This window comes from Vibrio plantisponsor, from assembly GCF_013041605.1.
GTDB lineage: Bacteria > Pseudomonadota > Gammaproteobacteria > Enterobacterales > Vibrionaceae > Vibrio > Vibrio plantisponsor.
This window is the reverse complement of sequence record NZ_JABEQC010000010.1, coordinates 110,396-133,046: the sequence shown is the minus strand read 5'-3', so window position 1 is coordinate 133,046 and position 22,651 is coordinate 110,396. Positions and strand designations below refer to the sequence as shown.

Here is a 22,651-nt window from a genome sequence, read left to right as displayed (position 1 = left end):
ATGAAACTAGACGATCTAAATCTCTTTCGACTGGTGGTCGAGAATGGAAGTTACACGGCAACTTCTCGCAAAACGATGATTCCAGTTGCTACGATCACTCGACGCATTCAAGCACTCGAAGACTCATTGAACTTGAGACTTCTTAATCGCCACGCTCGTAAACTCTCTCTTACAGAAGCTGGAGAGCGTTTCTTCAAAGATTGCTCTCCTCTGTTACACCGTTTGGCTTCAATGGCGGAAGAGATCACTGACGAGTGCCGTGGCGCATCTGGCAAACTTAAGATCTCTTCACCTTCAAACCTGACTAAGCGTTTGATGATGCCGATGTTCAATGAGTTTATGAAGCAGTACCCAGAAATTAATATTGAACTGACGACTAGCAATCAAGCAGACCAACTTGATCCAACGGAATGGGATGTCATTTTCAGAATTGGTCCGCAACGCGACTCAAGCTTAATTGCCCGAAAAATCAGTGAAGTAAAAGATATTTTAGTTGCAAGCCCGACTTATTTAGCGAAGAACCCTGCACCTAAACATGCGGAAGAGCTGAGCCGACATTCATTGCTTAAAGGCCATCCTTTACTGAAATGGCAACTCACCAACACCGAAGGTGAAACGGTTATTAACTTAGATAAAGGTCGTTTCCAAGCCAACACTCTAGATGTGGTTCGCATTGCTTGCTCTGAAGGGTTAGGTATTACCCTAATGCCTAACGTCATGATTACCGAATACATTGCCGAAGGCAGTCTAGTTCGAGTACTTGACCAGTGGAGTGCAAATCCGCGCGATATCTATATGCTGTATAACCATAAAGACCACCTTCCAGAAAAAGTGCGTCTTTTTATCGATTTCGTTATCGCCTACCACTTGCATTAAAAAAGGGCCATTCGGCCCTTTTTGCTTATCTGTATTTCAATTATTAAAGATTATAGAAACTCGACAAACTTACTGAGTTCACGCTCAGGCACTTTCATCGTACTGCCTTCTGGAGTGCCCAGATAAAGGAAACCGACTACGTGGTCTTCCCCTTCTAAACCAAAAGCGTTTCGCACTTCAGGATGAAACATCAAATTACCTGAACGCCATATTCCCTGAAAACCTTGTGCAACCGCCGCCATTTGCATCGCTTGCACAGCGCAACCCGCAGATAAATGCTGTTCAAACGCAGGCACTTTTTCGTGCGGCGTCACTTTGGCAATCACAGTAATTACCATAGGTGCTCGAAAAGGTGCGTTTTTCATCTTAACGACTGCGGCTTCATCGTTGTTGTTAGCAATCGCGGCTTTAACCAAAATATCCGAAAGTTTATGGAGACCACTGCCCTGCGCGATCACAAAACGCCAAGGAGTCAGATTTGCGTGATCCGGTGCGCGTAACCCAGCACGGATAATGTTTTCCAAAGCTTTGCCTTCCGGAGCCGGAGCAACAAGCTTGGCCATAGAGCGACGATTGAGCAGCAGTTCAAGAGCATCCATGATAAGTCCTTCTTAAGTGCTTAATTTGTTGAAGATATGAATTTAAACCAATCCTAGCATAGATATTTTTATTCTCATCAATGCAAAAAGTGAGGTTTTCACCTCACTTTCTGTTTTTGCTTCACCAACGTTGTTTTTCCTTCTTATAAATAGAAGGTCTGACGTTATGAATAAAAAGTCTCACCAGTTCCTGCACGAGTTAGCAAACCATCACAAGGCGCAAATCTGTCGCCATATTTCTCAGCATGCTGATTCATCATTTCCACCAGCTTAGGAAGACCGATATGGTCCATATAGCGGAAAGGTCCACCTAAAAACGGAGGGAAACCAATGCCGAATATCGCGCCAATATCACCATCTCTTGGACTGCGAATGATGCCTTCATCTAAACAGCGTACTGCTTCATTTAACATCGGCAACATGCAGCGTAATGATATTTCACTCTCCTTGAGGTGCAACTCTGGTTTCAAATTCAGTAGCTTATAGACTGATTTATCGACTTCTTTTTTCTTGCTGCCTTTGTAGATATAGAAGCCTTTGCCAGACTTACGACCTTTACGGTTGTCATTAAGCAACTTATCGAAAACCTCAGGGCCTTGGAAACGAGGGCCAAGTTCTTTAACCAATATCGGCATAATTTTCGCGCCGATATCGATACCGACCTCATCCAACAAGGTAATAGGTCCAACAGGGAAACCTGCGTTCAGCAGCGCAGTATCAATCTCTTCTATCGGCACACCTGCCATTAGAATTTGTGCTGACTCATTCATATAAGGAGCAAGAATTCGGTTAACGTAAAAGCCTGCTTTATCTTTAACCACAATCGGTGTCTTACCCTGTTTGCGAGCAAGTGCCACTACAGTTGATACCGTTTCATCAGAAGTAGTTGCATGCGGTATCACCTCAACCAAAGGCATCTTTTCAACTGGGCTAAAGTAGTGCAAACCAACCACATTTTCAGGGCGAGCTGCTTTTTCAGCGATTTGATGAATCGGTAACGAGGATGTATTGGTCGCAAAAATTGTCGTTGGCTTAGCATGCGTTTCAATGTCTGAAACCATGGATTGCTTAAGTTCTAAGTCTTCAAACACCGCTTCTATCACCACGTCAGTCAAGTTGAACGCTGTAAAGTCAGTGCCTCCAGACAACTTCATCATCTCGTGCTGAACCTGAGCTTTGCTCAGAATGCGGCGCTTACGCTGCTTCTCGAACAAACCGTAGTTGTATTTGAGCGCATTGAGCACTCCGTCATTCGAGACATCTTTAATGCGAACCGGCACTTTGGCTTTTGATGCGCTGACGTGGCTGATACCCGCGCCCATCAAACCGCCACCTAATACACCCACTCGCTCGACTTTTCTTGGCTCAGCATCGCTACCGTTTTCTTTCTTCATTTCCGTAGTCGCAAAGAAGATAGAGCGCAGAGCTTTCGATTCGGACGTCATCACTAGCTCACCAAATCTTTCCGCTTCTAACTGAAGCCCTGCTTTCATGCCTTTTTCTAAGCCATATTGAATCACTTCCAATATCGCTTTCGCCGCAGGATAGTTACCACGCGTCTTTTGTTCTGTCTTTTTAGACGCCTGTTCGAACACAAACTTACGGCCAAACTGAGTTCGCGAAATCAGTCTTTCTTTTGTCGTCAGTTTTCCTTTGCTACGCTTTTTACTCTTTTCATTCACAAAACGCTTTGCGACATCCAGTAACACACTGTTTGGTACGCAAGCATCAACAACACCTAGCTTTTTCGCTTTCGCTGCACGTAATTGTTTACCTGTAAGAATCAGATCTAGTGATGGCAGTAAGCCAATCAATCGAGGCAAACGCTGTGTACCGCCAGATCCTGGAAGTAAACCCAACATCACTTCCGGCAAGCCCAAACGAGTTTTGTCGTCATCGCTACACACACGGTAATCACACGCTAAAGCAAGCTCTAAACCACCACCCAAACATGGACCATGAATCGCTGCGATAACAGGAAACGGGAGATCAGACAGTTGCTGGAACATCTGCTGACCTTGGGTCGCCAACTCCTGCGCTTCTTTTGCAGAAGTGCAAGAATCCAACATTCGAACATCGGCGCCGGCAATAAAGTTGTCTGGCTTCAAAGAATGAATGATCAGACCTTTTACTTGATTCTTTGACTGATTCAGTTCCGTGAACACCTCTTGCATTTCCGCGGCAAACGCAGATTGCAGTGTATTCATTTTTTCTCCCGGAACATCGATGGCAAGCCAAGCAATACTGTCTTCATCAATTCTAAGATGGAACGCTTTCGACTCACTCATTACTCAACCTCCAAAATCATAGCTGCACCCAGTCCGCCCGCGGCACACGCCGTATTCAATGCAAGACCACCACCACGGCGTTTTAACTCGCGAAGTGTTTGAGTGATCATCCGTGCACCTGTCGCCGCAAATGGGTGACCATAGGCAATGGATCCACCAAGCACGTTAAATTTATCCATATCCACTTCACCAATCGCTTGGCTGCGACCCAACACTTCTTGGGCAAATTTATCGCTGGCAAACATTTTCAAATTCGCCAAAGTCTGAGCAGCAAAAGCTTCGTGCATATCAATCAAGGTAAGATCAGAAAGCGTAATACCAGCTCTGTCTAAAGCGATAGGCGTTGCATGGGATGGCCCCATAAGCATGTCTTGCTGAACACCAATAGCAGAAAATGCGTAAGAACGGATGTAACCCATAATCTCCAGCCCCAACTCTTTCGCTTTACCTTCACGCATCAGCATAATGGCTGCTGCGCCGTCTGTAAGAGGAGTACTGTTGGCTGCGGTTACTGTGCCGTATTGACGGTCAAAGGCAGGACGCAATTTGGCGTACCCTTCCAAAGTCGAATCATGGCGAATGTTGTTATCCTGCTCTATCCATTTCTTATAAGGTTCAGGGAAGGCGGTCATCACTTCACCTTGAATTTTTCCATCATTCCAAGCGGCAGACGCTAGCGTATGTGAACGATGAGCCAATGCATCTTGGTCTGCACGCGAAATCCCGTGAGTTTTTGCCATTTGTTCAGCGGTTTGTCCCATGGAAAGCCCAGTTGAATACTCTGCAACAGCAGGCGGTACAGGCATTAAGTCTTTGAGCGATAGTGATTTCAGTACTTTGAGTTTTTGGCCGATTGTTTTGGTTTTACTTAAAGCCAATAAACTCGCTGCTAAATTTCTTGAAACGCCAATTGGCAGTACCGATGAAGAATCCGCACCACCCGCAATGCCGATGTCTATCGTGCCAGCCATAATGCTTTCTGCAACGTTCACAGCCGATTGAAAGCTGGTTGCACATGCGCGAGTCACACTGTAAGCATCCGTATTAATATCCATTCCGGTGCCAAGTACAATTTCTCGTGCAATATTTGGCGCAGCTGGCATCTGAACAACTTGTCCAAACACAACCTGTTCGATCAACTTGGGATCAATATTTGTACGAGCAAGTAATTCACTTACCACCATCTTTCCAAGATCAACTGCGGGAACTTGGCTGAACTCTGTACTTTGGCGTGCAAAAGGGGTTCTTAGACCTGCGACGATAGCGACACGTTCACCCGAACGCGTTTTGACTTCCTGTTTGCCCATTATCTGTTTACCCATTACTTTTCCTTAGAATAAGAGGTCTGACCTGCTCATTGTAACGAGATTGTTAATACAATCAAACAAGCGTTTAGAAAACGTGATATCAGCAGCGAAACAAGTATTCCTGCTTAAGCTCTGCTAACCTTTATATCAGCTATATCAGCTTGTCTTGAATGGTTTAAAAGTAATTGAAGAGTGAGAAAGGAAATAAATATTTTCAAAAAGAGGAATTGAAAGCAAAAAAAAACCACACAAATCTGTGTGGTCGGAATATATAGTAAAACAATTAACTTACGCCAATTGAAAATAATCAGTTTCCTGATTAGGAGAAAGTAAAGTCAGCCTTCAAAAGGAAGTGTCATCTTGCTCAACATGCTAGTCACAAGGACTAACTAGATGACGTGAACAACTATAACTGCTCCTGAGCAATAGATTTTGAAATAGATCAATTTTAATGTGATTTATTGAGAAGAACGAAATTAATTTCGTCGAAAAGTTGTTTTAAGCATAATTTTCCACATCAATGCGAAAACATCGTTACTCAAAAGAGCCTGAATACCCATTTCAGTTGCTAAGTGCTCACCTTAGTTTCGAATTTGGAATGAATTGAAATATCACACTACGAAGCCATCGGAGACTCGAGTGTCAATAATTAAAATATTTGGAAAGAAATCGGCTAACCATCCGGTCAATAACGGTATGGATAGACAAAGAAAATACGAAGCGCTTGTGCGTGCTTATCACGCCGATCTCTATCGCTACGCTTATTGGTTATGCAAAGACCAAAGTGTGGCTGAAGATCTGGTGCAAGAAACTTGCTTACGAGCATGGAAATCACTTGAAAGCCTGCAAGATGAAAAAGCCGCTAAATCTTGGCTCATTACCATACTGAGGCGAGAGAATGCGCGCCGCTTTGAGCGCAAGCAGTTTGATTTAGTTGATATTGAGACACACGGAAATGAAGCGAAGGTTTCAGACGATGCTCACCACCAGAGAGAATGGTTGCAAAAACAGATCATGAAATTGGAAGATGAGTATCGCGAACCACTGTTCTTACAAATCATTGGCGGTTTTAGCGGTGAAGAGATAAGCGAGATTCTCGAACTCAATCAAAATACCGTTATGACTCGTCTTTTCCGAGCTCGTAATCAATTAAAAGAAATGTTGGATTCTTCCGAAAACTTTAGAGGGCAGCAAAATGGATGATTTAGAATTTCGCCGCCGCGTCATGTCGGAACCGAAACAGAAAAACAGCGAATACGCTGGTGCATTATCCAAAGAGGCTAACCAAAAGTTCTTAGATGATGTGTTAAAGCTCGATGCACAAATCGCTGATGCTATGAAAGTGGATGTGCCCGAAGGGTTAGCCGACAGAATTTTGTTCAATCAAAGTTCACACGCGGATGATAATGTCACTACCGTTAACTTTGCTCGCAGAGCAATGGCAATGGCAGCATCTATCGCTTTTGTATTTGGCTTAATCGTAGGACAGGTCAACTGGGGGAAACTTATCGTTCCACCAGCACAAGCAAGTTTGGTTGATATCGCCATTAAACATGTGGTCGATGAAGAAGGCTTTGTATCTAACATTGACGAACAAGTCAGCTCTAGACAGATCAATGCAAAGTTACAACCTTTTGCCTATAAGTTCACCGAGAACTTCCCGTACCATGTTTATTACCTAAATCACTGTGGATTTGGCAAATCTAACGCTCTGCATATGGTGTTCCAAGGCGATAGTGGCAAAGTTACATTGTTTCTCGCAGGTGTTCAGAGCGACATCAATGGGCACTTTGATAAAGATGGAATGTCCGGAATGGTCGAGTCAGTCGGCGATAAAAGTCTGATTATCGTCGGTAATAGTGGCGAAAACATACGTAAAATTGCAGACAATCTTCTTCCTTTACTTAGCCCTCAGAAATAGCCAACCTGAATAAACAATAAGCTCACAAATAATGTGGGCTTATTGCATTTTTAATAGAGTTAAAACTCTAATAAATCATTATTTCTTACAAATTCATGTCAGTTATCCACCATTTCTGCAATTTTCCCGTCCAATTAGACAATGGTCGGATTTCTATATTGTAGACTAGGTACTAGGATCAGCCCCAACTGAGCAATTGCTCAAAAAAGCCCACTAGAGGCTATACAAAAAAGGAAAAACACATGAACAAGACGCGTCTGTTTAAACGTTCACTATTAGCAGTAACAGTAACACTAGCTACGCAGCAAGCAATGGCTGCTGGCTTCCAGCTCAACGCTCAATCAGCAACGGGCCTAGGCCGTGCATTTGCTGGTGATGCCGTAATCGCAGATAACGCTTCAGTAATGGCGCGTAACCCTGCAGCAATGGCACTATTCGACAAAACTGAGTTATCCCTTGGTTTCGAGTCGATTACTACCATGATCGAAGTAAAAGATGCTAAATACTCAAGTCCTTTAGGTACATCAACTTCTATTGCAGACACTGATGATGTAGGTAGCACATCAGTAGCTCCCAATATCCATTTAATCGTACCTATAGATGAGAAGTTTGCGGTTGGCGTTAACGCATACACTAACTTCGGAACACGTACAGAATTTTCTAGCAGTTACACCGCTTCGGAATACGGCGGTGTTACAGATGTTAAGAGCATTAACTTCGGTTTGGCTGGTTCATATCGTTTAGATGAACAACTAAGCTTTGGTGCCGGTATAGATTTAATCTATGGTCAAGGTACTCTACAGCGCTATGCAAGTAGTTCATCAGCTGCGCTGGCTTCGTATAAACTTACAAACGGAGCATCGACTACTGCGGTTCCAGCTGGTACAGCTCTTGTTAATATCGATGGAGCCGATGGTTGGGCTGTTGGTTTCAACGTAGGTACTGTGTATGAACTAGATGAAAACAACCGTTTCGGTTTTGGCTATCACTATAGTCCAGACTTCAAAGCGAAAGATGACTATGGCCAAGAAATTACTTTGCCTCTTCCAGATATCGCAGAGTTCTCTGGTTTCCACAAAATCGAAGATACATCATTCGCAGTACATTATAGTGTGCAATGGATTGGTTGGTCATCATTCGACAAAATTGAAATGCGTAACCTAAAATCTGGTTCACTAGCTGGAACAAACTACGACAAACCATATGAATGGCAAGATGGCTGGCACTATTCACTTGGTGGTACTTACTACCTAAACAGCGACTGGACTCTACGTGCTGGTTATATGTATGACACAAGTGCTCAGGACTCAGTAACATCAATTTCAGTACCTGATTCAGACCGCCAATGGTTCTCAGCAGGCTTTACCTATGCTATTGACCAAGCATCTAACGTAGACTTTGGCTTTACGTATCTACTAGGTGACGATGTAGCTGTAACTGAGAATTCAGCAGGTACTACTTTGACAGCAACAACGCACGCTGATGCAATCTTAGTAGGCTTACAATACAGCCGTTCTTTCTAATCAATAGTTAGAAATAACACAAACGCTAAAGGGCTGGTTTACCAGCCCTTTTTTACATCTTTCCGAGTAATCTTTTTTATTTTAAGCGCACAGTTGTGTCTTAAAACCCTCCTTAACCCCTACACGTGTACGCTGAAAATACATTCACGGAAAAAATTAAGCAGTTATATGTTTCTCGAATTAAGATTTTTTAGCATTTTATTTTATATATCAGTTAAAAGATGGTTTTCGTTTTTCATGGCTGATTTTAGTTCTTAGACTTTACCGTTCAGTTTTTTCAAATTTCAGCGAACATAAAATCAAAATGAAAACAAATAAGACTCTCCTTACTCTAGCGGTGGCTGCTAGTTTGGCTAGCGTACCAACTCTTTCTCATGCTGCAGGTTTTCAACTTGCAGAATACTCAGCAACAGGCCTAGGCCGCGCCTACGCAGGTGAAGCCGCTATGGCAGATAATGCCAGCGCACAATGGCGCAACCCTGCAATGCTTACTTACCTACACGGTACTCAAGTTTCAACGGGCGCAATTTATGTAAACCCGAACGTTGATGTACATGGCGATGTGACTTTAGGTAACTCTTCACGCAGTGCTGAATCGAATGACTACGCAAACGATGCTGTTATTCCTAACTTTTATCTCTCTCATCAAATCAATGAAACACTAGTTGCTGGCCTTGCTCTAGGCACAAACTATGGTATGGAGACCGAACTCGGTTCTGACTTCGCAGCCAGTCACTTTGGTGATGAAGCGATGGTAAAAACCATGGAAGCGAATGCCAACCTTGGTTATCAATTGACAGACGCTATCAGCATCGGTGGTGGTGTTCGCTACGTTATCGGTGAAGGTCACTTTGGAGCAACTTCACCCGCGCAATCACCATTAGTTCAAGGTACTACTCTTAAGTATATGGAAGGTGAAGATACTGCATGGGGCTGGCAAGCAGGTGCTGCATGGCAAATCAACCCGAGTAACCGTGTTGGTTTAACCTATAAATCAGAAGTGGATCTTAAACTCTCTGGTACAGCAAAAATTTTCACTGGCACAACTGTATTCAATGATACGGGATACATGGTTCTAACCATGCCTGCAACAGCCGAAATTGCCAGCTTCCATCAAGTAACAGATAAACTTGCGTTACACGGCAGTATCAACTGGACTGACTGGAGCAGCTTCGAAAAACTTGAAGCCGAGTTGGATAAATTAGGCACACAGATGGTTAAAGAGGAAAACTGGAAAGATAACTACCGTTTCGCTCTCGGCGCTACTTACCAGTTAGATTCAAAGCTTGCTCTACGTAGCGGTGTGGCTTACGACATGGGTGCGGTTAGTGATCAAAACCGAACGATTACGATTCCAGAAACAGACCGTATCTGGTTAAGCATTGGTGCAGGCTACGAAGTTACCGAACAGTTCACTGTTGATGCAGGTTTTACTTATATCGTAGCTAAAGATGCTTCAATCAAAGAATCTCGTGGTTATGAATCAGATGATAAAGCAGCAGCAGTTGGCGGCACATTCACAGGTCAAACTACTGGTAGCGTTTGGTTGTTAGGCGTTCAAGCGAGCTACCGTTTCTAACCACTATTTCTAAAAATTATTGTTTACTCAATCAGGCCAGTGTTTACCACTGGCCTCTTTCTTTTAGGAACAATAGAAACTGTTCACTGACTTCTTCTACTAAATCCAATACCAGCTCAAAGCCTTGATCCCCGCCATAATATGGGTCAGGAATCTCTTCATAGTTGGATTCTCCGTGGCTCAGAAATAACGACAACTTGTACTGCAATTGCTTAGGGCACATGAGCATAAGATCTTCCAAATTCTCATGATCGGCTGCCAATATGTAGTCAAAATCCTCAAAATCCCTTTTTGTTACTTTTCGTGCCAGAATTCCAGAAAATGAATAGCCTCTCCGCTCTCCAGCGGCAATCGCTCGCTTATCCGGAAGCGCTCCTTGGTGATAACCAATTGTACCTGCTGAGTCTACTTCAATATCGACACCTAATTGCTCTGCCTTGCTTCTTAAGACAGCTTCTCCGGTTGGTGAACGACAAATATTCCCCATGCAAACCACTAAAATTTTTGTCATTGTAATTCCTTGTTTTTGGTCTGTGTTTGCCAAAGCATCATTAAGTTATCATAGTCACTAGAATCAGATTGAAAAAGGAATTGTCATGTCTAGCGATGACGTAAAACAAGAGCGCCACAAAGCTCGCCAGCAAAAAGTGAAAGAACAGGTAGATGCACGAGTCGCAGCAGCTCAGGAAGTGAAAGGGTTATTGTTGGTTATTACTGGTAACGGTAAGGGTAAGTCTACTTCCGGTTTTGGCACTATTGCCCGCGCCATCGGACACAACAAAAAATGTGCCGTAGCCCAGTTTATTAAAGGAACTTGGGATAATGGTGAACGTAACTTGCTTGAAAAGTTAGGCGTTGAATTTCAAGTTATGGCAACAGGGTTCACCTGGGATACTCAGAATAAAGAAAGCGACACAGCTGCGGCGCAACTTGTATGGCAAGAGTGCAAGCGAATGCTTAAAGATGAATCTATCGATGTCATTCTGTTCGACGAACTGACCTACATGGTCAACTACGGCTACATTGAATTAGACGAAGTGGTTGAAGCGCTAAGCCAGCGTCCACATATGCAGTCTGTCATTATTACTGGCCGCGCAGCACACCGAACCTTAATTGAAATGGCAGATACGGTTTCCGAAGTAAAGAACACCAAACACGCATTCGAAGCAGGTGTTAAAGCTCTGCAAGGTGTTGACTGGTAAAGCTCTAGTTACAGGCTATTTTGTCTTGATAAAAAGAAAGCGAGCAGACATTACATCAGCTCGCTTTTTTTGTTTATCAGAGGAATCAAACTTAGTTAAACAGACCTTTCAGTAAGCTATCAACCGCTTTCTTAGTGTCTTCGTTTTTGATCTTATCACTTAACTTTTCGATACCTCGATCCACTTCTTTTTTGGCTTTTTGTTTAAGTACATCGTCAAAAATAAGTTTGTATTTAGGATCAGACCATTTGCCTGAAATGTTTACAGGAATAGTCACATCACGCAGTTCATCGATATCTTTACCGCCCTGACCTTTCAATGATCCAACAACAGAAGTGCTGAGAGTAAAGTCTACCGTTTCATTTAAGTAGTTGGCTTTACCCTGCCCTCTGATGCGAAGAGCGGGTGACTGCATATGCAGATCATCGGTCGTGATATTACCCTTATCGAGTTTGAGCGTTGCTGTCATCGCACTGAAATCTGTTTTCTTCACTTGATCCGCTTGAGTCACATCACCACCGGTTATTTTGGCGTAGTTCGTGCGTAATAAGTGGGCAACGTTGATACCATTGACAGCGCCATCAGCGAAGTTGATTGCAACAGTACCGACAAGGTTCTTTTGGATACCTGTAGGCGTTAAGCTTTTACCTTGTGCGTTAACTTCTATGTTACCTGTGCCTTCAAGCATATCGTTATCAAGCACATCCATCAGCATAGGTTGTACCTTCACACCTTTAACCGATTTCTTCACCGTATAAGTGGCAGGTGTCTTTCTCGTATCCACTAAAGCTGATGCGGAAACTGAACCTTGATACAAGTTGGCAGTAAAAGATTTCAGTGTCACCAAACCTCGGTTCACAACAACATCCGCTTTCACGTTCTGCATTTTCGCATTGTTCGCTTTTAGCTTATCGATAGTGATGTCGCCAGCAACGTCGAGTGTTTGCAATGCAGATAGATCAGGCTCCACCTCTTGTTTGCTTGTGGTTGCAGGTTTGGTCTCTGTCGACGCAGGCTTCTCAGAAGTCGTTTCTGAAGAACTTGCTGCAGCCGCTTTCTCGTTACCAAGGAAGGCATCCACATCAATATCTGGGCTATGCAGGCTGAATCTTACTTTCGGGATATCCGCCAACGCCACATCGAGTTTGCCGTCAAACTGCAATGCGTTAGCCGTTAACTTCGCAAGAACGACATTGAGCGTGTTTTTGCTGATATCAAAAGCAATATCCGATTGCATGCCAACCTTCATCGGCGACTGAGGTAAAGATGCGCCCTGCAGATTTGCTTCCAGAGTAAATCCATTTGCCGCGACTTTAGTGATCTCTTTATTCACCACCAGTGAGCTAGAGCCTTTCGCCTCTAACATCATATCTGCAGCTTTACCTTTTACAGAAAACTCTAGCGCATTTGGCTTATCAAAATCGAATGTTGCCAGCGCTAACTTTGCAGACTCGATGTTGTTTGCTTGGTCACTAAAGCTCGCGTCCACGTTGATATTGCGTAACGCATATTGCGCAAAATCACTCGACAGTTTGATTTCAGCATTGCCTGAAGCTGCAAAGTTCTGCGGATTGTTTTTTTGCTGCTCATTGCGTCCTTTTGCAGCGAAGCTCACTAAGGTCCACTTTTCCGCTTCGAACTCATCCACTTTTAACTGAACATCGTAGAGTTTGGTTTGCGTTCCTGCTTTACGATCCTGAATATCCAACAACGCATTGTTGACTGTGACGCCAGCCAGTTGAATAGTCCAACCCTGAACACCGCCGGTTTGCTCTGGAGTTGACGAAGGACTTTTGCTTTCTGCTGGTGCTTGCGTGTCAGCAACTTCTTGTGAGGTTTTCGCTTTAGTCAAACTGTCTAAATTCGTTCGACCATCTTTCAATGTTTCTAAATAAATTTCAGCACCATCTAGCTGAACATTGCCAATAACGAGTTGTTTGTCCAACAGAGGCATCACGGAGACATCCACCCCAACGTTGTCCACTTTGAACATATTTGGGTTTGTGAATCCCTGTGGGTTTTTCAGTTCGGTTTTGCCAATTTCAAAGCCAATTGAAGGGAAGAATTTCCAGCCAATGTCGCCTTCAATCATTAAATCTAATCCGGTTTGTTTCTTCGTTTGTTCAACAATTAAAGGCTTGAACTGGTTTGGGTTCACGAATAAAACAAGTGCTGCAACTGCGCCTAAAACGACGACCAAAAGTACAGCAACCAAGAGCAACAGTTTTTTCATCTGTTTAATCCTTGCTTGAAAACATCAACACCTGCGATTAACCGATGATTTTCAATCAATTAATCAATGATATAGATATAAAAAAAGTGACACTTAAAGTGCCACTTTTCAGTTAAAAAATAAAGTCGGCTAATGCCAAGCATTAGTCAAAATTACGATTTTAGCAATTTCGCAATGTGTGCTTTTAACACATCGATCGCGATACGGTTTTTACCGCCACGAGGTACGATGATGTCAGCATATTGTTTTGACGGTTCAATAAACTGGAGGAACATAGGGCGAACCGTTTTTTGATATTGCTTCAGCACTGAATCCATTGTGCGACCACGATCTTCTACATCACGCTTCACGCGGCGCAGCAAACAGATATCTAATGGAGTATCCATAAATACCGTTACTTGCATAAGCTCACGTAGACGTGGGTCAGTCAGCAGCAGAATACCTTCTAAAATGATGACTTTTTTAGGTGTCATTGTGGTGGTGTTAGCGGTACGAGTATGCTCTGTGTAGCTATACTCTGGTACTTCAACAGCGTGACCGTTCATCAACTGTGTTAAGTGTTCACACAGTAAATCATGATCCAATGCACTTGGGTGATCGTAATTCGTTTTAACACGCTCTTCCATGCTCAGATGGCTTTGGTCTTTGTAATAGCAATCTTCCGTAATCACACCTATTTGGTGGTCACCAACTTTCGCACTCAGTTCATTGTAAATTGTGCTGGCTATAAGACTTTTACCAGAAGCTGATGCGCCGGCGATACCAACGATGACGCATTGATTATTATCAGACATGTATGTGCACTCGATACGTGTATTTTGGGAATTAAGTTAAACCGCCTGATTATAGGGAGTTCAAAAGGGTTATACCAGTTTGCATTAACGTTAAATGACAGTAATTTCTGATGTTGAACAATAAAAAGTCAGAGTAAACGATTACATCTACCCTGACTCAGTGACCATTCATTTCGATCGTCTTTTAAATCTCAGAAAATGACCAAACTTACTCAACCATGGTAAACATGATTGACTCTGGTTTCGCCTTTCCTTGCCAGTACATCGATGCGCAAACACGTTCAGCCAGTTGAATATAAACAGCGGCATGCTCACTATCTGGGCGAGCGGCGACCGTTGGTTTACCAGCATCAATATCTTCGCGCATGCTGATGTGGAGCGGAATTTGAGCAAGCAGTGACAAGCCAAATTCATTCGCCAGCGCCTGTGCTCCGCCATGACCAAAGATATGTTCTTTCTCACCACAATGACTACAGATGTGATAGCTCATGTTCTCGACCATGCCAATCACCGGCACATCCACTTTCTCAAACATTGCCGCACCTTTACGAGCATCCGCCAACGCCAGATCTTGAGGCGTCGTGACGATAAGTGCTCCGGTAACCGGAATTTGCTGAGAAAGCGTCAACTGGATGTCGCCCGTACCCGGTGGCATATCAATAACCAGATAATCCAGTTCAGGCCATTCTGTCTCAGTAAGAAGCTGAGCCAATGCTTTTGATGCCATTGGACCACGCCAGATAGTCGCGTCTGATTTATCCACCAGATAACCAATTGAATGAGTGTAAATGCCATGCGCAGATATCGGTTGCATCCATTTGTTGTCACGAACTTCTGGTTTTGCATCCAACTGCCCCAGCATCATAGGCACTGAAGGACCATAAATATCAGCATCAAGCAAACCAACTTTCGCACCACATTTTGCAATCGCTAATGCAAGGTTGACCGCAGTGGTTGACTTACCCACCCCGCCTTTTGCTGATGTCACAGCAATAATGTTTTTCACACCACGCACTTCTGAAGCGACATGAGTCTCCAGCGCTTTAGGACTGACAACAACATCATAGTGGAAAGAAGGTACTTCACCTGACTGCTGCTGTTGGGCAATCCAGCTTGAAAGTTCTTCAGGCAAAGAGAGTGCGGCAAAAGGGAGTGTTATCTTAAAGCCTTGAGCTTCCACAGAAACAATATTTGGTTGTGAAGCCCAATCTTGAATAAGAAAAGGATGCTGAAATTGGTTTAACCAATCACAAAAATCTTGCTTTGAACTGAATTGACGCATAGGTCCTCCTTATATACCTAAGTAACCTCAAGATACTGGTTCAGCGAGAATTTATTCGCTCTTAGGCAAGGCATTGATTTGAAGACATAGTTATTCTACGTAGAAAATCAGTAACGCAGTATAAGAGCGAATAAAACTCGCCCTTCGGGAGCTCATCAACGAGTCCATTCCGGCGCTCAATAATGTTGAAAGGGAATGACCATTCCAGCCGTTATTAACCTTGGCTTGAACTCGTTGATGAAGCTCTGAATCCTGTATCTTGAAGTCACTTAGGTATACGCCCTATGCTACCACCAGCTAAGCCTGTACAGAACCCCGAAAAAACTAAGGCAATCACACCTTTGACACCTTGGAGTTAGATGGCTCATGGGGTAGTATTACCCATCAAAATTTTTATACCTATCAAGAAAGCGAATATTAAGTATGGCAAACGATCCAAGACTCTCTACCGCAAGGAAATTGCTGGTAACTTGTGCCCTTCCTTACGCTAACGGTTCAATCCACTTAGGTCACATGCTTGAACATATCCAAGCTGACATCTGGGTTCGCTACCAGCGTCTACGCGGCAACACTGTAAACTTCATCTGTGCTGACGATGCCCACGGCACGCCAATTATGCTTAAAGCTCAACAGATGGGTATGACACCAGAAGAGATGATCGCCGCTGTTAGTGAAGAGCACCAAAAAGACTTCGCTGGCTTTGATATCAGCTTTGATAACTACCACAGCACTCACTCAGAAGAGAACCGTGAGCTGGCTTCACATATCTATCTAGAACTGAAAAAGAATGGCTTTATCTCTAGCCGTACCATTTCTCAGCTTTTCGATCCTGAGAAAGAGATGTTCTTGCCAGACCGTTTCGTAAAAGGTACTTGCCCTAAGTGTAAGTCAGAAGACCAATACGGTGACAACTGTGATGCATGTGGTGAGACATACAGCCCAACAGAGCTAATCAATCCGAAATCTGCAGTTTCTGGCGCTACGCCAATTATGAAAGATTCTGAGCACTTCTTCTTCGACCTGCCTCAGTTTGAAAGCATGCTAAAAGAGTGGACTCGTTCTGGTTCTCTTCAAGCTGAAACAGCAAACAAGATGCAAGAGTGGTTTGAGTCTGGTCTGCAACAGTGGGATATCTCACGCGATGCACCTTACTTCGGTTTTGAAATTCCGGGCGAAAAAGACAAGTTCTTCTACGTTTGGCTAGACGCGCCAATTGGCTACATGGGTTCATTCAAAAACCTATGTAACAAACGTGATGACCTAGATTTCGACGAATACTGGAACAAAGACAGTAAGACAGAACTTTACCACTTCATCGGTAAAGACATCGTTTACTTCCACAGCCTATTCTGGCCAGCAATGCTGGAAGGTTCTGGTTTCCGTAAACCTAACAACGTTTTCGTTCACGGCTACGTCACTGTAAACGGCGCTAAGATGTCTAAATCTAAAGGTACTTTCATCAAAGCAAGTACTTACCTAGATCATTTAGATCCAGAATGTCTACGTTACTACTACGCGGCGAAGCTAAACAGCCGTATCGATGACCTAGACCTTAACCTTGAAGACTTCACTCAACGTGTAAACGCTGATGTGGTTAACAAGATCGTTAACCTTGCTTCTCGTAACGCAGGTTTCATAGCTAAGCGTTTTGATGGCAAGCTATCAGACAATTTTGTAGAGCCAGCGCTATACAACGAGTTCGTAGAAGCAGCTGACCGTATTGCAGAGCAATTTGAAGCTCGCGAGTTTGGCCGCGCAATCCGTGAAATCACGGCACTGGCAGACAAAGCAAACCAATACGTTGATGAAAAAGCACCTTGGGTTGTGGCAAAACAAGAAGGTAAAGATCAAGAGCTACAAGATATCTGTTCTGTGGGTATCAACCTGTTCCGCGTTCTAATGACGTATCTGAAACCTGTTATGCCTGAGCTAGCAGCGCGTACAGAAGCATTCCTAAACCAAGAATTAACTTGGGAAGGTATCGCTACTCCGCTAACTAGCCATGAAATCACAGCGTTTAAAGCACTGTTCAACCGTATCGATCCTAAGAACATCGAAGCGATGATTGAAGCATCGAAAGAAGATGCTGCCGCTGAAGTCGCTGCGAAACAAAAAGCAGAAGCTGCGCAAGCAACTGAGCTAAGCAAAGATCCAATTGCAGAAGAAATCGAATTCGATGATTTTGCAAAGGTTGACCTGCGCATTGCAAAAATTGTTTCATGCGAAGCGGTGCCAAAAGCAGACAAACTACTGAAATTCCAATTGGATATCGGTGGTGAAATGCGCCAAGTATTCTCTGGTATCAAAGCTGCTTACGAACCAGAAGAGTTAGTTGGCAAGCTTACAGTGGTGGTTGCAAACCTTAAGCCTCGTAAGATGAAATTTGGCATGTCTGAAGGCATGATCCTAGCAGCAGGCCCAGGTGGCAGTGATCTATGGATTCTAGAGCCACACGAAGGTGCTCAACCGGGCATGCGTGTAATGTAATTGCTCTAAGTCGTTGCTCTAAATAGTAGCCCTGAGCATCCGCTTTAAAGCAAAACGTTTAACAAGCCCTAGCGTCATACTCGCTGGGGCTTTTTTTTATGAACCAGTTCACACTTTTAGTTCAATTCGCCCTTTAATGGTGCAAATTTTCATTCAAATACTTTCTAACCAATTGATTTTAAATCAGTTATTCCTTGGCATTAAAACTGCAATTCCTTTAGTAAACAATAATATCCCTTCACTGGTCGATGCCAAGGCACGGCTACAAGGCAACCTTCAACGTTAAAGGCACACAAGGAGTTGGTTATGTTTGTCATTGTCTCAATGCTGATCTCTATCGGCATACTTGGTTTGATGTTCTACTTTTCTAAGCAAAGAGAATCGACTTTGCAGCGCAAGTACGAGCTTCTGATCGATCTTCGCCAACTGTTATATTTGAGCCGACAGCACCGCAGTGCCACTCATCACGCACTGATGTTCGGAGAAAAAAGAGAAGCAGAGCTTAGTCATTTGCAAGATTTACTGCATGAGAAATCGAACCATCTGATTTCAACATCGCATTTCGATAACAAACCTATGTATCGAGTACTGCAGCTTAAATTGAAAGCGCTGATGAATAACTGGCAGGACAGGAGCATTGCCCGCAACCAAATGATGCATGGTAAAGCTATTCGACACTGTATGTTTTTGATGGACGAAGTAATGCTGGCTTGGTTAGTAGAATCAAACCGAGAAGATTTGAGTGAAGAGTACCATATGAATTGGCAGCAAGTGATTGACTCTATGGATACTCTGACACAGCTACGTATTTCAATTGAAGATATGCATACCCAAGATGGTTCCGCACGTTTGCGTCATTACTGTGACCTATTACGCCGCAAGCTGAATCAATTGGCGTTGATCAGTCCGTTGTCCATTGCATCACCGGCCTGTTCAAAAGCGATGCATATATTAAGTGAGCTGCACGAGAATCCAGCTTTTGATATTCCTCAGGAGCAGCTATATCAACTGACTTCGGATGTCTCGCTGAGCATTGCGCACGTTTATGACCAAATGCTGGCGGATGTCAGTGAGAGTCTTTACATCCCTTTGCCTAAACTGGTCGTCGCTTAATAAACGAAAACGCCATACTGCGAAAACAGTATGGCGTTTAAATTCAAGCATTCTCTACGCAGCTGCGAATAGAGAGAATTAAAGCATCTTACGAGCAGCTTCTACGACCACTTTGATTGAACGAGCTTCTGTCTCTTTCAGCGTTGCGTGATCTGGAATTTCTTTTTGAGTACGGTTGATGATAACACCAGCGACGCAACCTGCTTTCAAACCAGAACTTGCACACATAGTAAGCAGAGTTGCTGATTCCATTTCAAAGTTTAGTACGCCCATTTCCTGCCATTCTTTCATAGAACCTTGGAAACGCTTAACAACACGACCTGTGAATGTGTCATAACGTTCTTGACCTGGGTAGAAAGTGTCACTGGAAGCAGTAATACCCATGTGAACCGTCGCACCGCTCTCTTCCGCAGCTTGTTTCATTGCAATTGCAACATCGAAATCAGGAACCGCAGGGAACTCCATCGGAGCAAAGTGAAGGCTTGCGCCATCAAGACGAACAGAACCAGTGGTCACAATCATGTCACCAACATTAACGTGTGGTTGAATTGCACCTGTTGTGCCTACACGCAAGAAACTACGAACACCTAGCTGAGCTAACTCTTCTACGGCAATAGAAGTTGAAGGGCCACCGATACCAGTAGAACAAACTACAACCGACTTGCCATCAAGCTCTGCGCGATAAAGCGTGTATTCACGGTGGCTTGCAAGAAATACTGGGTTATCCATTAACTCTGCAATTTTTTGTACACGCGCTGGATCACCAGGAATGATCGCTAACGTTGCGCCATTAAGATCAGCTTCGGTAACACCAAGATGGAATACTGCTTGAGACATAGGTTGCTCCTTCATGCGGCTTATTCAGCTCATAAATATAAATAGGTACAGGACAACTTTAGCTCAGTATTAAAAGCTATAGAGTGATAGGAATCACATCATCAAAAGCAATATATATATTTGTTTCACATTAAGGTGACTCAGATCACTTATTATCTACTGAATGGCTAATATGCGCGATGATGGGAAAACTCAAAAGCACAGCGCTTGACTGTGCTTTGGCGAGAGAAAATCACATTGATGGTATGGAATAAGGAAGTTGCTTTTTATACTTGATGTTTAAAACAATTGGCTAAGTTTTTACCTATTGCTCTTAACACATCACGCCGCGTAATAATCCCTACCAGCTTGCCATTATCAATAACAGGATAAACTTTAGGCTTTCCGACTTTCATCATATCGGCCAACTCAATGATCGACATTTCCGGAGAGACAGAGAGCACTTCTTTATACATGCAGTCACTGACAATATGTGTGTCCTGACAGAAGTAACTCACTTTGACCAGTTTATCGAGCAAGTCCTGTTCTGAAAGGAAGCCAATTACGCGTTCTTTGTCATCAATAACAGGCCCACCTAAGTGATCGGAACGAATCACTTTATCGAGCGCAGCAGACAAAGGCATTTCAGGAGTAAAGGTCACCGCTTTAACGGTCATGTAATCTTTTACTTTTAGTGAATCCATTTCAGTCTCCTTAGGTTCCTTATTTAAAGGTAGCTGTTAATCTAAGTGTTGACTAATTTCTTGATTTTACTAAATGGGATTCACCAATTTTTTGATTGTTGCAATCTATGGCTACGTAAAAATCTTTCGTTCTTACCTTTGGAACAGCGATAACTCTACTTCACCCAACGCTGAGCAGCTTTGGTATCTGAGTCTCTTGAATCAATCCAGCGAGTGCCATCGGTTGTTCGCTCCTTTTTCCAGAAAGGTGCTTTGGTCTTTAAAAAGTCCATAACAAATTCACACGCTTCAAAAGATGCCGAGCGATGAGCGCTGCTGACACCGACGAAGACGACTTGATCGCCGATATCTAAATCACCAATACGGTGAATTAACCTCAACTGCAATAGTGGCCAGCGTGATTTCGCTTCATCACAGATTTCGTTAAGAGATTTCTCCGTCATACCCGGGTAATGCTCTAAATGCAGTCCTGTCACATGGTCACCTAAGTTCATGTCACGAACTTTACCTATGAAAGTCACGACTGCACCCGCATCTGTGCCAGATGAAAGCGCTTCATACTCTTGTGCGACACTGAAATCTTCTACCTGAACCGATATATAGCTGTTCATATTAACCTCCAGTTACCGGTGGGAAGAAAGCCACTTCATCGCCATCTTTAAGTTCAGAATCCATCGGTACAATTGATTGGTTAACCGCAGCCAACAATTTACCTGACTCTAATGCCAGTGCCCATTTGTCCGATTGAGCCGCAAGATGTGCTCGCAATGCTTCAACCGAATCAAACTCATGCTCAAGTGACAAACCATCACAGTCCACTAATTCTCTTGTTTGGGCAAAAAACAAAACACTAATCATACATCTACCTTAAAATGACCCGATTTACCGCCCGTCTTTTCTAACAAACGAATTTGCCCAATTACCATATCTTTCTGCACAGCTTTACACATGTCGTAAATCGTCAATGCTGCAACCGAAGCCGCGGTTAGCGCTTCCATTTCAACACCGGTTTTGCCAGCGAGTTTACATACTGATTCAATACGAACCTTGTTTTCCGATTCAATCGCTTCTAGCTGGACTTCAACTTTTGAAAGCAGTAACGGATGGCAAAGTGGAATTAAATCCCATGTTTTCTTGGCTGCTTGAATACCGGCAATACGCGCCGTGGCAAACACATCACCTTTGTGATGCTGACCCGATACGATCAGTTGTAATGTTTCTGGTGCCATATGAACAAAAGCTTCTGCGCGCGCTTCTCTTACCGTTTCCGCCTTTGCAGAAACATCCACCATGTTGGCTTCACCAGAAGCGTTAATGTGAGTGAATTGAGTCATTGTCCCTCACACTTATAAATGCGGCATAAAGTTACATGGACGATGGCTGGCATCTAACTGCTGTTTGATGATCTTCGTCCAGCCAGTGCGACAAGCTCCTGTTGAGCCAGGCATCGCAAAAATAACCGTATGATTTGCGAAACCAGCCACAGCGCGAGATTGAATAGTAGAAGTGCCAATTTCTTCATAAGAAACCATGCGGAACAACTCTCCGAAACCTTCTACTTCTTTATCAAACAAAGGCTTTAACGCTTCAGGAGTGCTATCGCGCGAAGTAAAACCAGTACCACCTGTGATTAATACTGCCTGAACCTTTTCATCCGCAATCCACTGTGAAACCACCGCACGTATTTTGTACATATCGTCAATAACGATTTGCTTGTCTGCTAGGTGATGCCCAGCTTCCTGAAGTTGCTCAGCAAGGTAGCGACCTGAGGTATCATTTTCTTCTGTACGTGTATCTGAAACGGTTAACACTGCGATGTTCGCTGGTTGAAATTTGCTTTCTGCGTGACCCATTTGCTCACCTTAATTCAATTATTATTCGTTAATTTAAATCTGATTAATCACGATGATTTCTAGCCTTCGAAATG

The 22,651-nt window shown here is 43.5% G+C and carries 21 protein-coding genes; 8 read left to right on the top strand and 13 right to left on the bottom strand.

The features are described 5' to 3' along the window. A complete protein-coding gene (locus HKI82_RS15070) occupies positions 1-876 on the top strand; it encodes a LysR family transcriptional regulator (protein WP_042486152.1) in 876 nt (291 codons plus the stop codon). Between the two features lie 50 nt (positions 877-926). Here HKI82_RS15070 and HKI82_RS15065 read toward each other — a convergent pair whose 3' ends face one another. The 3 genes from HKI82_RS15065 to fadI form a co-directional block, all read right to left on the bottom strand. Next, entirely contained in the window at positions 927-1,475 is a 549-nt protein-coding gene (locus tag HKI82_RS15065; RefSeq protein ID WP_171138435.1) for an NAD(P)H nitroreductase, read from the bottom strand. Positions 1,476-1,639: 164 nt separating this feature from the next. Further along, entirely contained in the window at positions 1,640-3,763 is a 2,124-nt protein-coding gene (gene fadJ / locus HKI82_RS15060; RefSeq protein WP_102940145.1) for a fatty acid oxidation complex subunit alpha FadJ, read from the bottom strand. After that, positions 3,763-5,070 carry an acetyl-CoA C-acyltransferase FadI gene (fadI, locus tag HKI82_RS15055; protein WP_102940303.1) on the bottom strand — a complete coding sequence of 436 codons (1,308 nt, stop codon included), beginning with the start codon at positions 5,068-5,070 and terminating at the stop codon, positions 3,763-3,765. The genes fadJ and fadI overlap by 1 nt, the downstream gene beginning before the upstream one ends. Before the next feature lie 639 nt (positions 5,071-5,709). Here fadI and HKI82_RS15050 point away from each other — a divergent pair. The 4 genes from HKI82_RS15050 to HKI82_RS15035 all read left to right on the top strand — a co-directional run bounded on the left by HKI82_RS15050 (position 5,710) and on the right by HKI82_RS15035 (position 10,093). After that, on the top strand, positions 5,710-6,273 hold the full coding sequence (locus HKI82_RS15050) for a sigma-70 family RNA polymerase sigma factor (protein ID WP_102940146.1): 564 nt from the start codon (positions 5,710-5,712) through the stop codon (positions 6,271-6,273). Next, a complete protein-coding gene (locus tag HKI82_RS15045) occupies positions 6,266-6,991 on the top strand; it encodes a DUF3379 family protein (RefSeq protein ID WP_102940147.1) in 726 nt (241 codons plus the stop codon). The genes HKI82_RS15050 and HKI82_RS15045 overlap by 8 nt, the downstream gene beginning before the upstream one ends. A gap of 242 nt (positions 6,992-7,233) precedes the next feature. Beyond that, positions 7,234-8,514: an outer membrane protein transport protein gene (locus HKI82_RS15040; protein WP_102940148.1), complete on the top strand. Its 1,281-nt coding sequence runs from the start codon at positions 7,234-7,236 to the stop codon at positions 8,512-8,514. A gap of 304 nt (positions 8,515-8,818) precedes the next feature. Continuing rightward, complete coding sequence (locus HKI82_RS15035) at positions 8,819-10,093, top strand: outer membrane protein transport protein (protein ID WP_171138434.1); 1,275 nt, start codon at positions 8,819-8,821, stop codon at positions 10,091-10,093. Positions 10,094-10,136: 43 nt separating this feature from the next. Here HKI82_RS15035 and HKI82_RS15030 read toward each other — a convergent pair whose 3' ends face one another. Then, on the bottom strand, positions 10,137-10,604 hold the full coding sequence (locus tag HKI82_RS15030; protein ID WP_102940150.1) for a low molecular weight protein-tyrosine-phosphatase: 468 nt from the start codon (positions 10,602-10,604) through the stop codon (positions 10,137-10,139). Between the two features lie 85 nt (positions 10,605-10,689). On the opposite strand from HKI82_RS15030, the gene cobO reads away from it, so the two are divergent. Then, positions 10,690-11,295 carry a cob(I)yrinic acid a,c-diamide adenosyltransferase gene (gene cobO, locus HKI82_RS15025; protein ID WP_102940151.1) on the top strand — a complete coding sequence of 202 codons (606 nt, stop codon included), beginning with the start codon at positions 10,690-10,692 and terminating at the stop codon, positions 11,293-11,295. A 91-nt stretch (positions 11,296-11,386) separates the two neighbouring features. Here the strand turns inward: cobO and HKI82_RS15020 are convergent, their stop codons facing one another. From HKI82_RS15020 to apbC, 3 genes are all read right to left on the bottom strand, one after another. Then, positions 11,387-13,528, bottom strand: a complete 2,142-nt coding sequence (locus HKI82_RS15020; RefSeq protein WP_171138433.1) for an AsmA family protein — start codon at positions 13,526-13,528, stop codon at positions 11,387-11,389. A gap of 152 nt (positions 13,529-13,680) precedes the next feature. Beyond that, entirely contained in the window at positions 13,681-14,322 is a 642-nt protein-coding gene (gene udk / locus HKI82_RS15015) for a uridine kinase (RefSeq protein ID WP_042486176.1), read from the bottom strand. 208 nt (positions 14,323-14,530) lie between these two features. Next, positions 14,531-15,604: an iron-sulfur cluster carrier protein ApbC gene (gene apbC, locus HKI82_RS15010; RefSeq protein ID WP_171138432.1), complete on the bottom strand. Its 1,074-nt coding sequence runs from the start codon at positions 15,602-15,604 to the stop codon at positions 14,531-14,533. Between the two features lie 423 nt (positions 15,605-16,027). Here apbC and metG point away from each other — a divergent pair, with 423 nt between their 5' ends. After that, entirely contained in the window at positions 16,028-18,091 is a 2,064-nt protein-coding gene (gene metG / locus HKI82_RS15005) for a methionine--tRNA ligase (RefSeq protein WP_171138431.1), read from the top strand. Positions 18,092-18,397: 306 nt separating this feature from the next. Continuing rightward, positions 18,398-19,204 (top strand): hypothetical protein, encoded by an 807-nt coding sequence (locus HKI82_RS15000; RefSeq protein WP_102940156.1) that lies wholly within the window; start codon positions 18,398-18,400, stop codon positions 19,202-19,204. 78 nt (positions 19,205-19,282) lie between these two features. Here HKI82_RS15000 and udp read toward each other — a convergent pair whose 3' ends face one another. The 6 genes from udp to moaB form a co-directional block, all read right to left on the bottom strand. Next, on the bottom strand, positions 19,283-20,041 hold the full coding sequence (udp, locus tag HKI82_RS14995) for a uridine phosphorylase (protein WP_042486185.1): 759 nt from the start codon (positions 20,039-20,041) through the stop codon (positions 19,283-19,285). 266 nt (positions 20,042-20,307) lie between these two features. Further along, a complete protein-coding gene (locus HKI82_RS14990) occupies positions 20,308-20,724 on the bottom strand; it encodes a CBS domain-containing protein (protein WP_102940157.1) in 417 nt (138 codons plus the stop codon). Positions 20,725-20,879: 155 nt separating this feature from the next. After that, positions 20,880-21,335: a molybdopterin synthase catalytic subunit MoaE gene (gene moaE / locus HKI82_RS14985; protein ID WP_171138430.1), complete on the bottom strand. Its 456-nt coding sequence runs from the start codon at positions 21,333-21,335 to the stop codon at positions 20,880-20,882. Position 21,336: 1 nt separating this feature from the next. Beyond that, on the bottom strand, positions 21,337-21,582 hold the full coding sequence (moaD, locus tag HKI82_RS14980) for a molybdopterin synthase sulfur carrier subunit (protein ID WP_102953795.1): 246 nt from the start codon (positions 21,580-21,582) through the stop codon (positions 21,337-21,339). Beyond that, positions 21,579-22,058 (bottom strand): cyclic pyranopterin monophosphate synthase MoaC, encoded by a 480-nt coding sequence (gene moaC / locus HKI82_RS14975; protein ID WP_102962741.1) that lies wholly within the window; start codon positions 22,056-22,058, stop codon positions 21,579-21,581. The genes moaD and moaC overlap by 4 nt, the downstream gene beginning before the upstream one ends. 12 nt (positions 22,059-22,070) lie before the next feature. Further along, positions 22,071-22,577 carry a molybdenum cofactor biosynthesis protein B gene (moaB, locus tag HKI82_RS14970; RefSeq protein ID WP_042486196.1) on the bottom strand — a complete coding sequence of 169 codons (507 nt, stop codon included), beginning with the start codon at positions 22,575-22,577 and terminating at the stop codon, positions 22,071-22,073. Between the last annotated feature and the right edge of the window lie 74 nt (positions 22,578-22,651).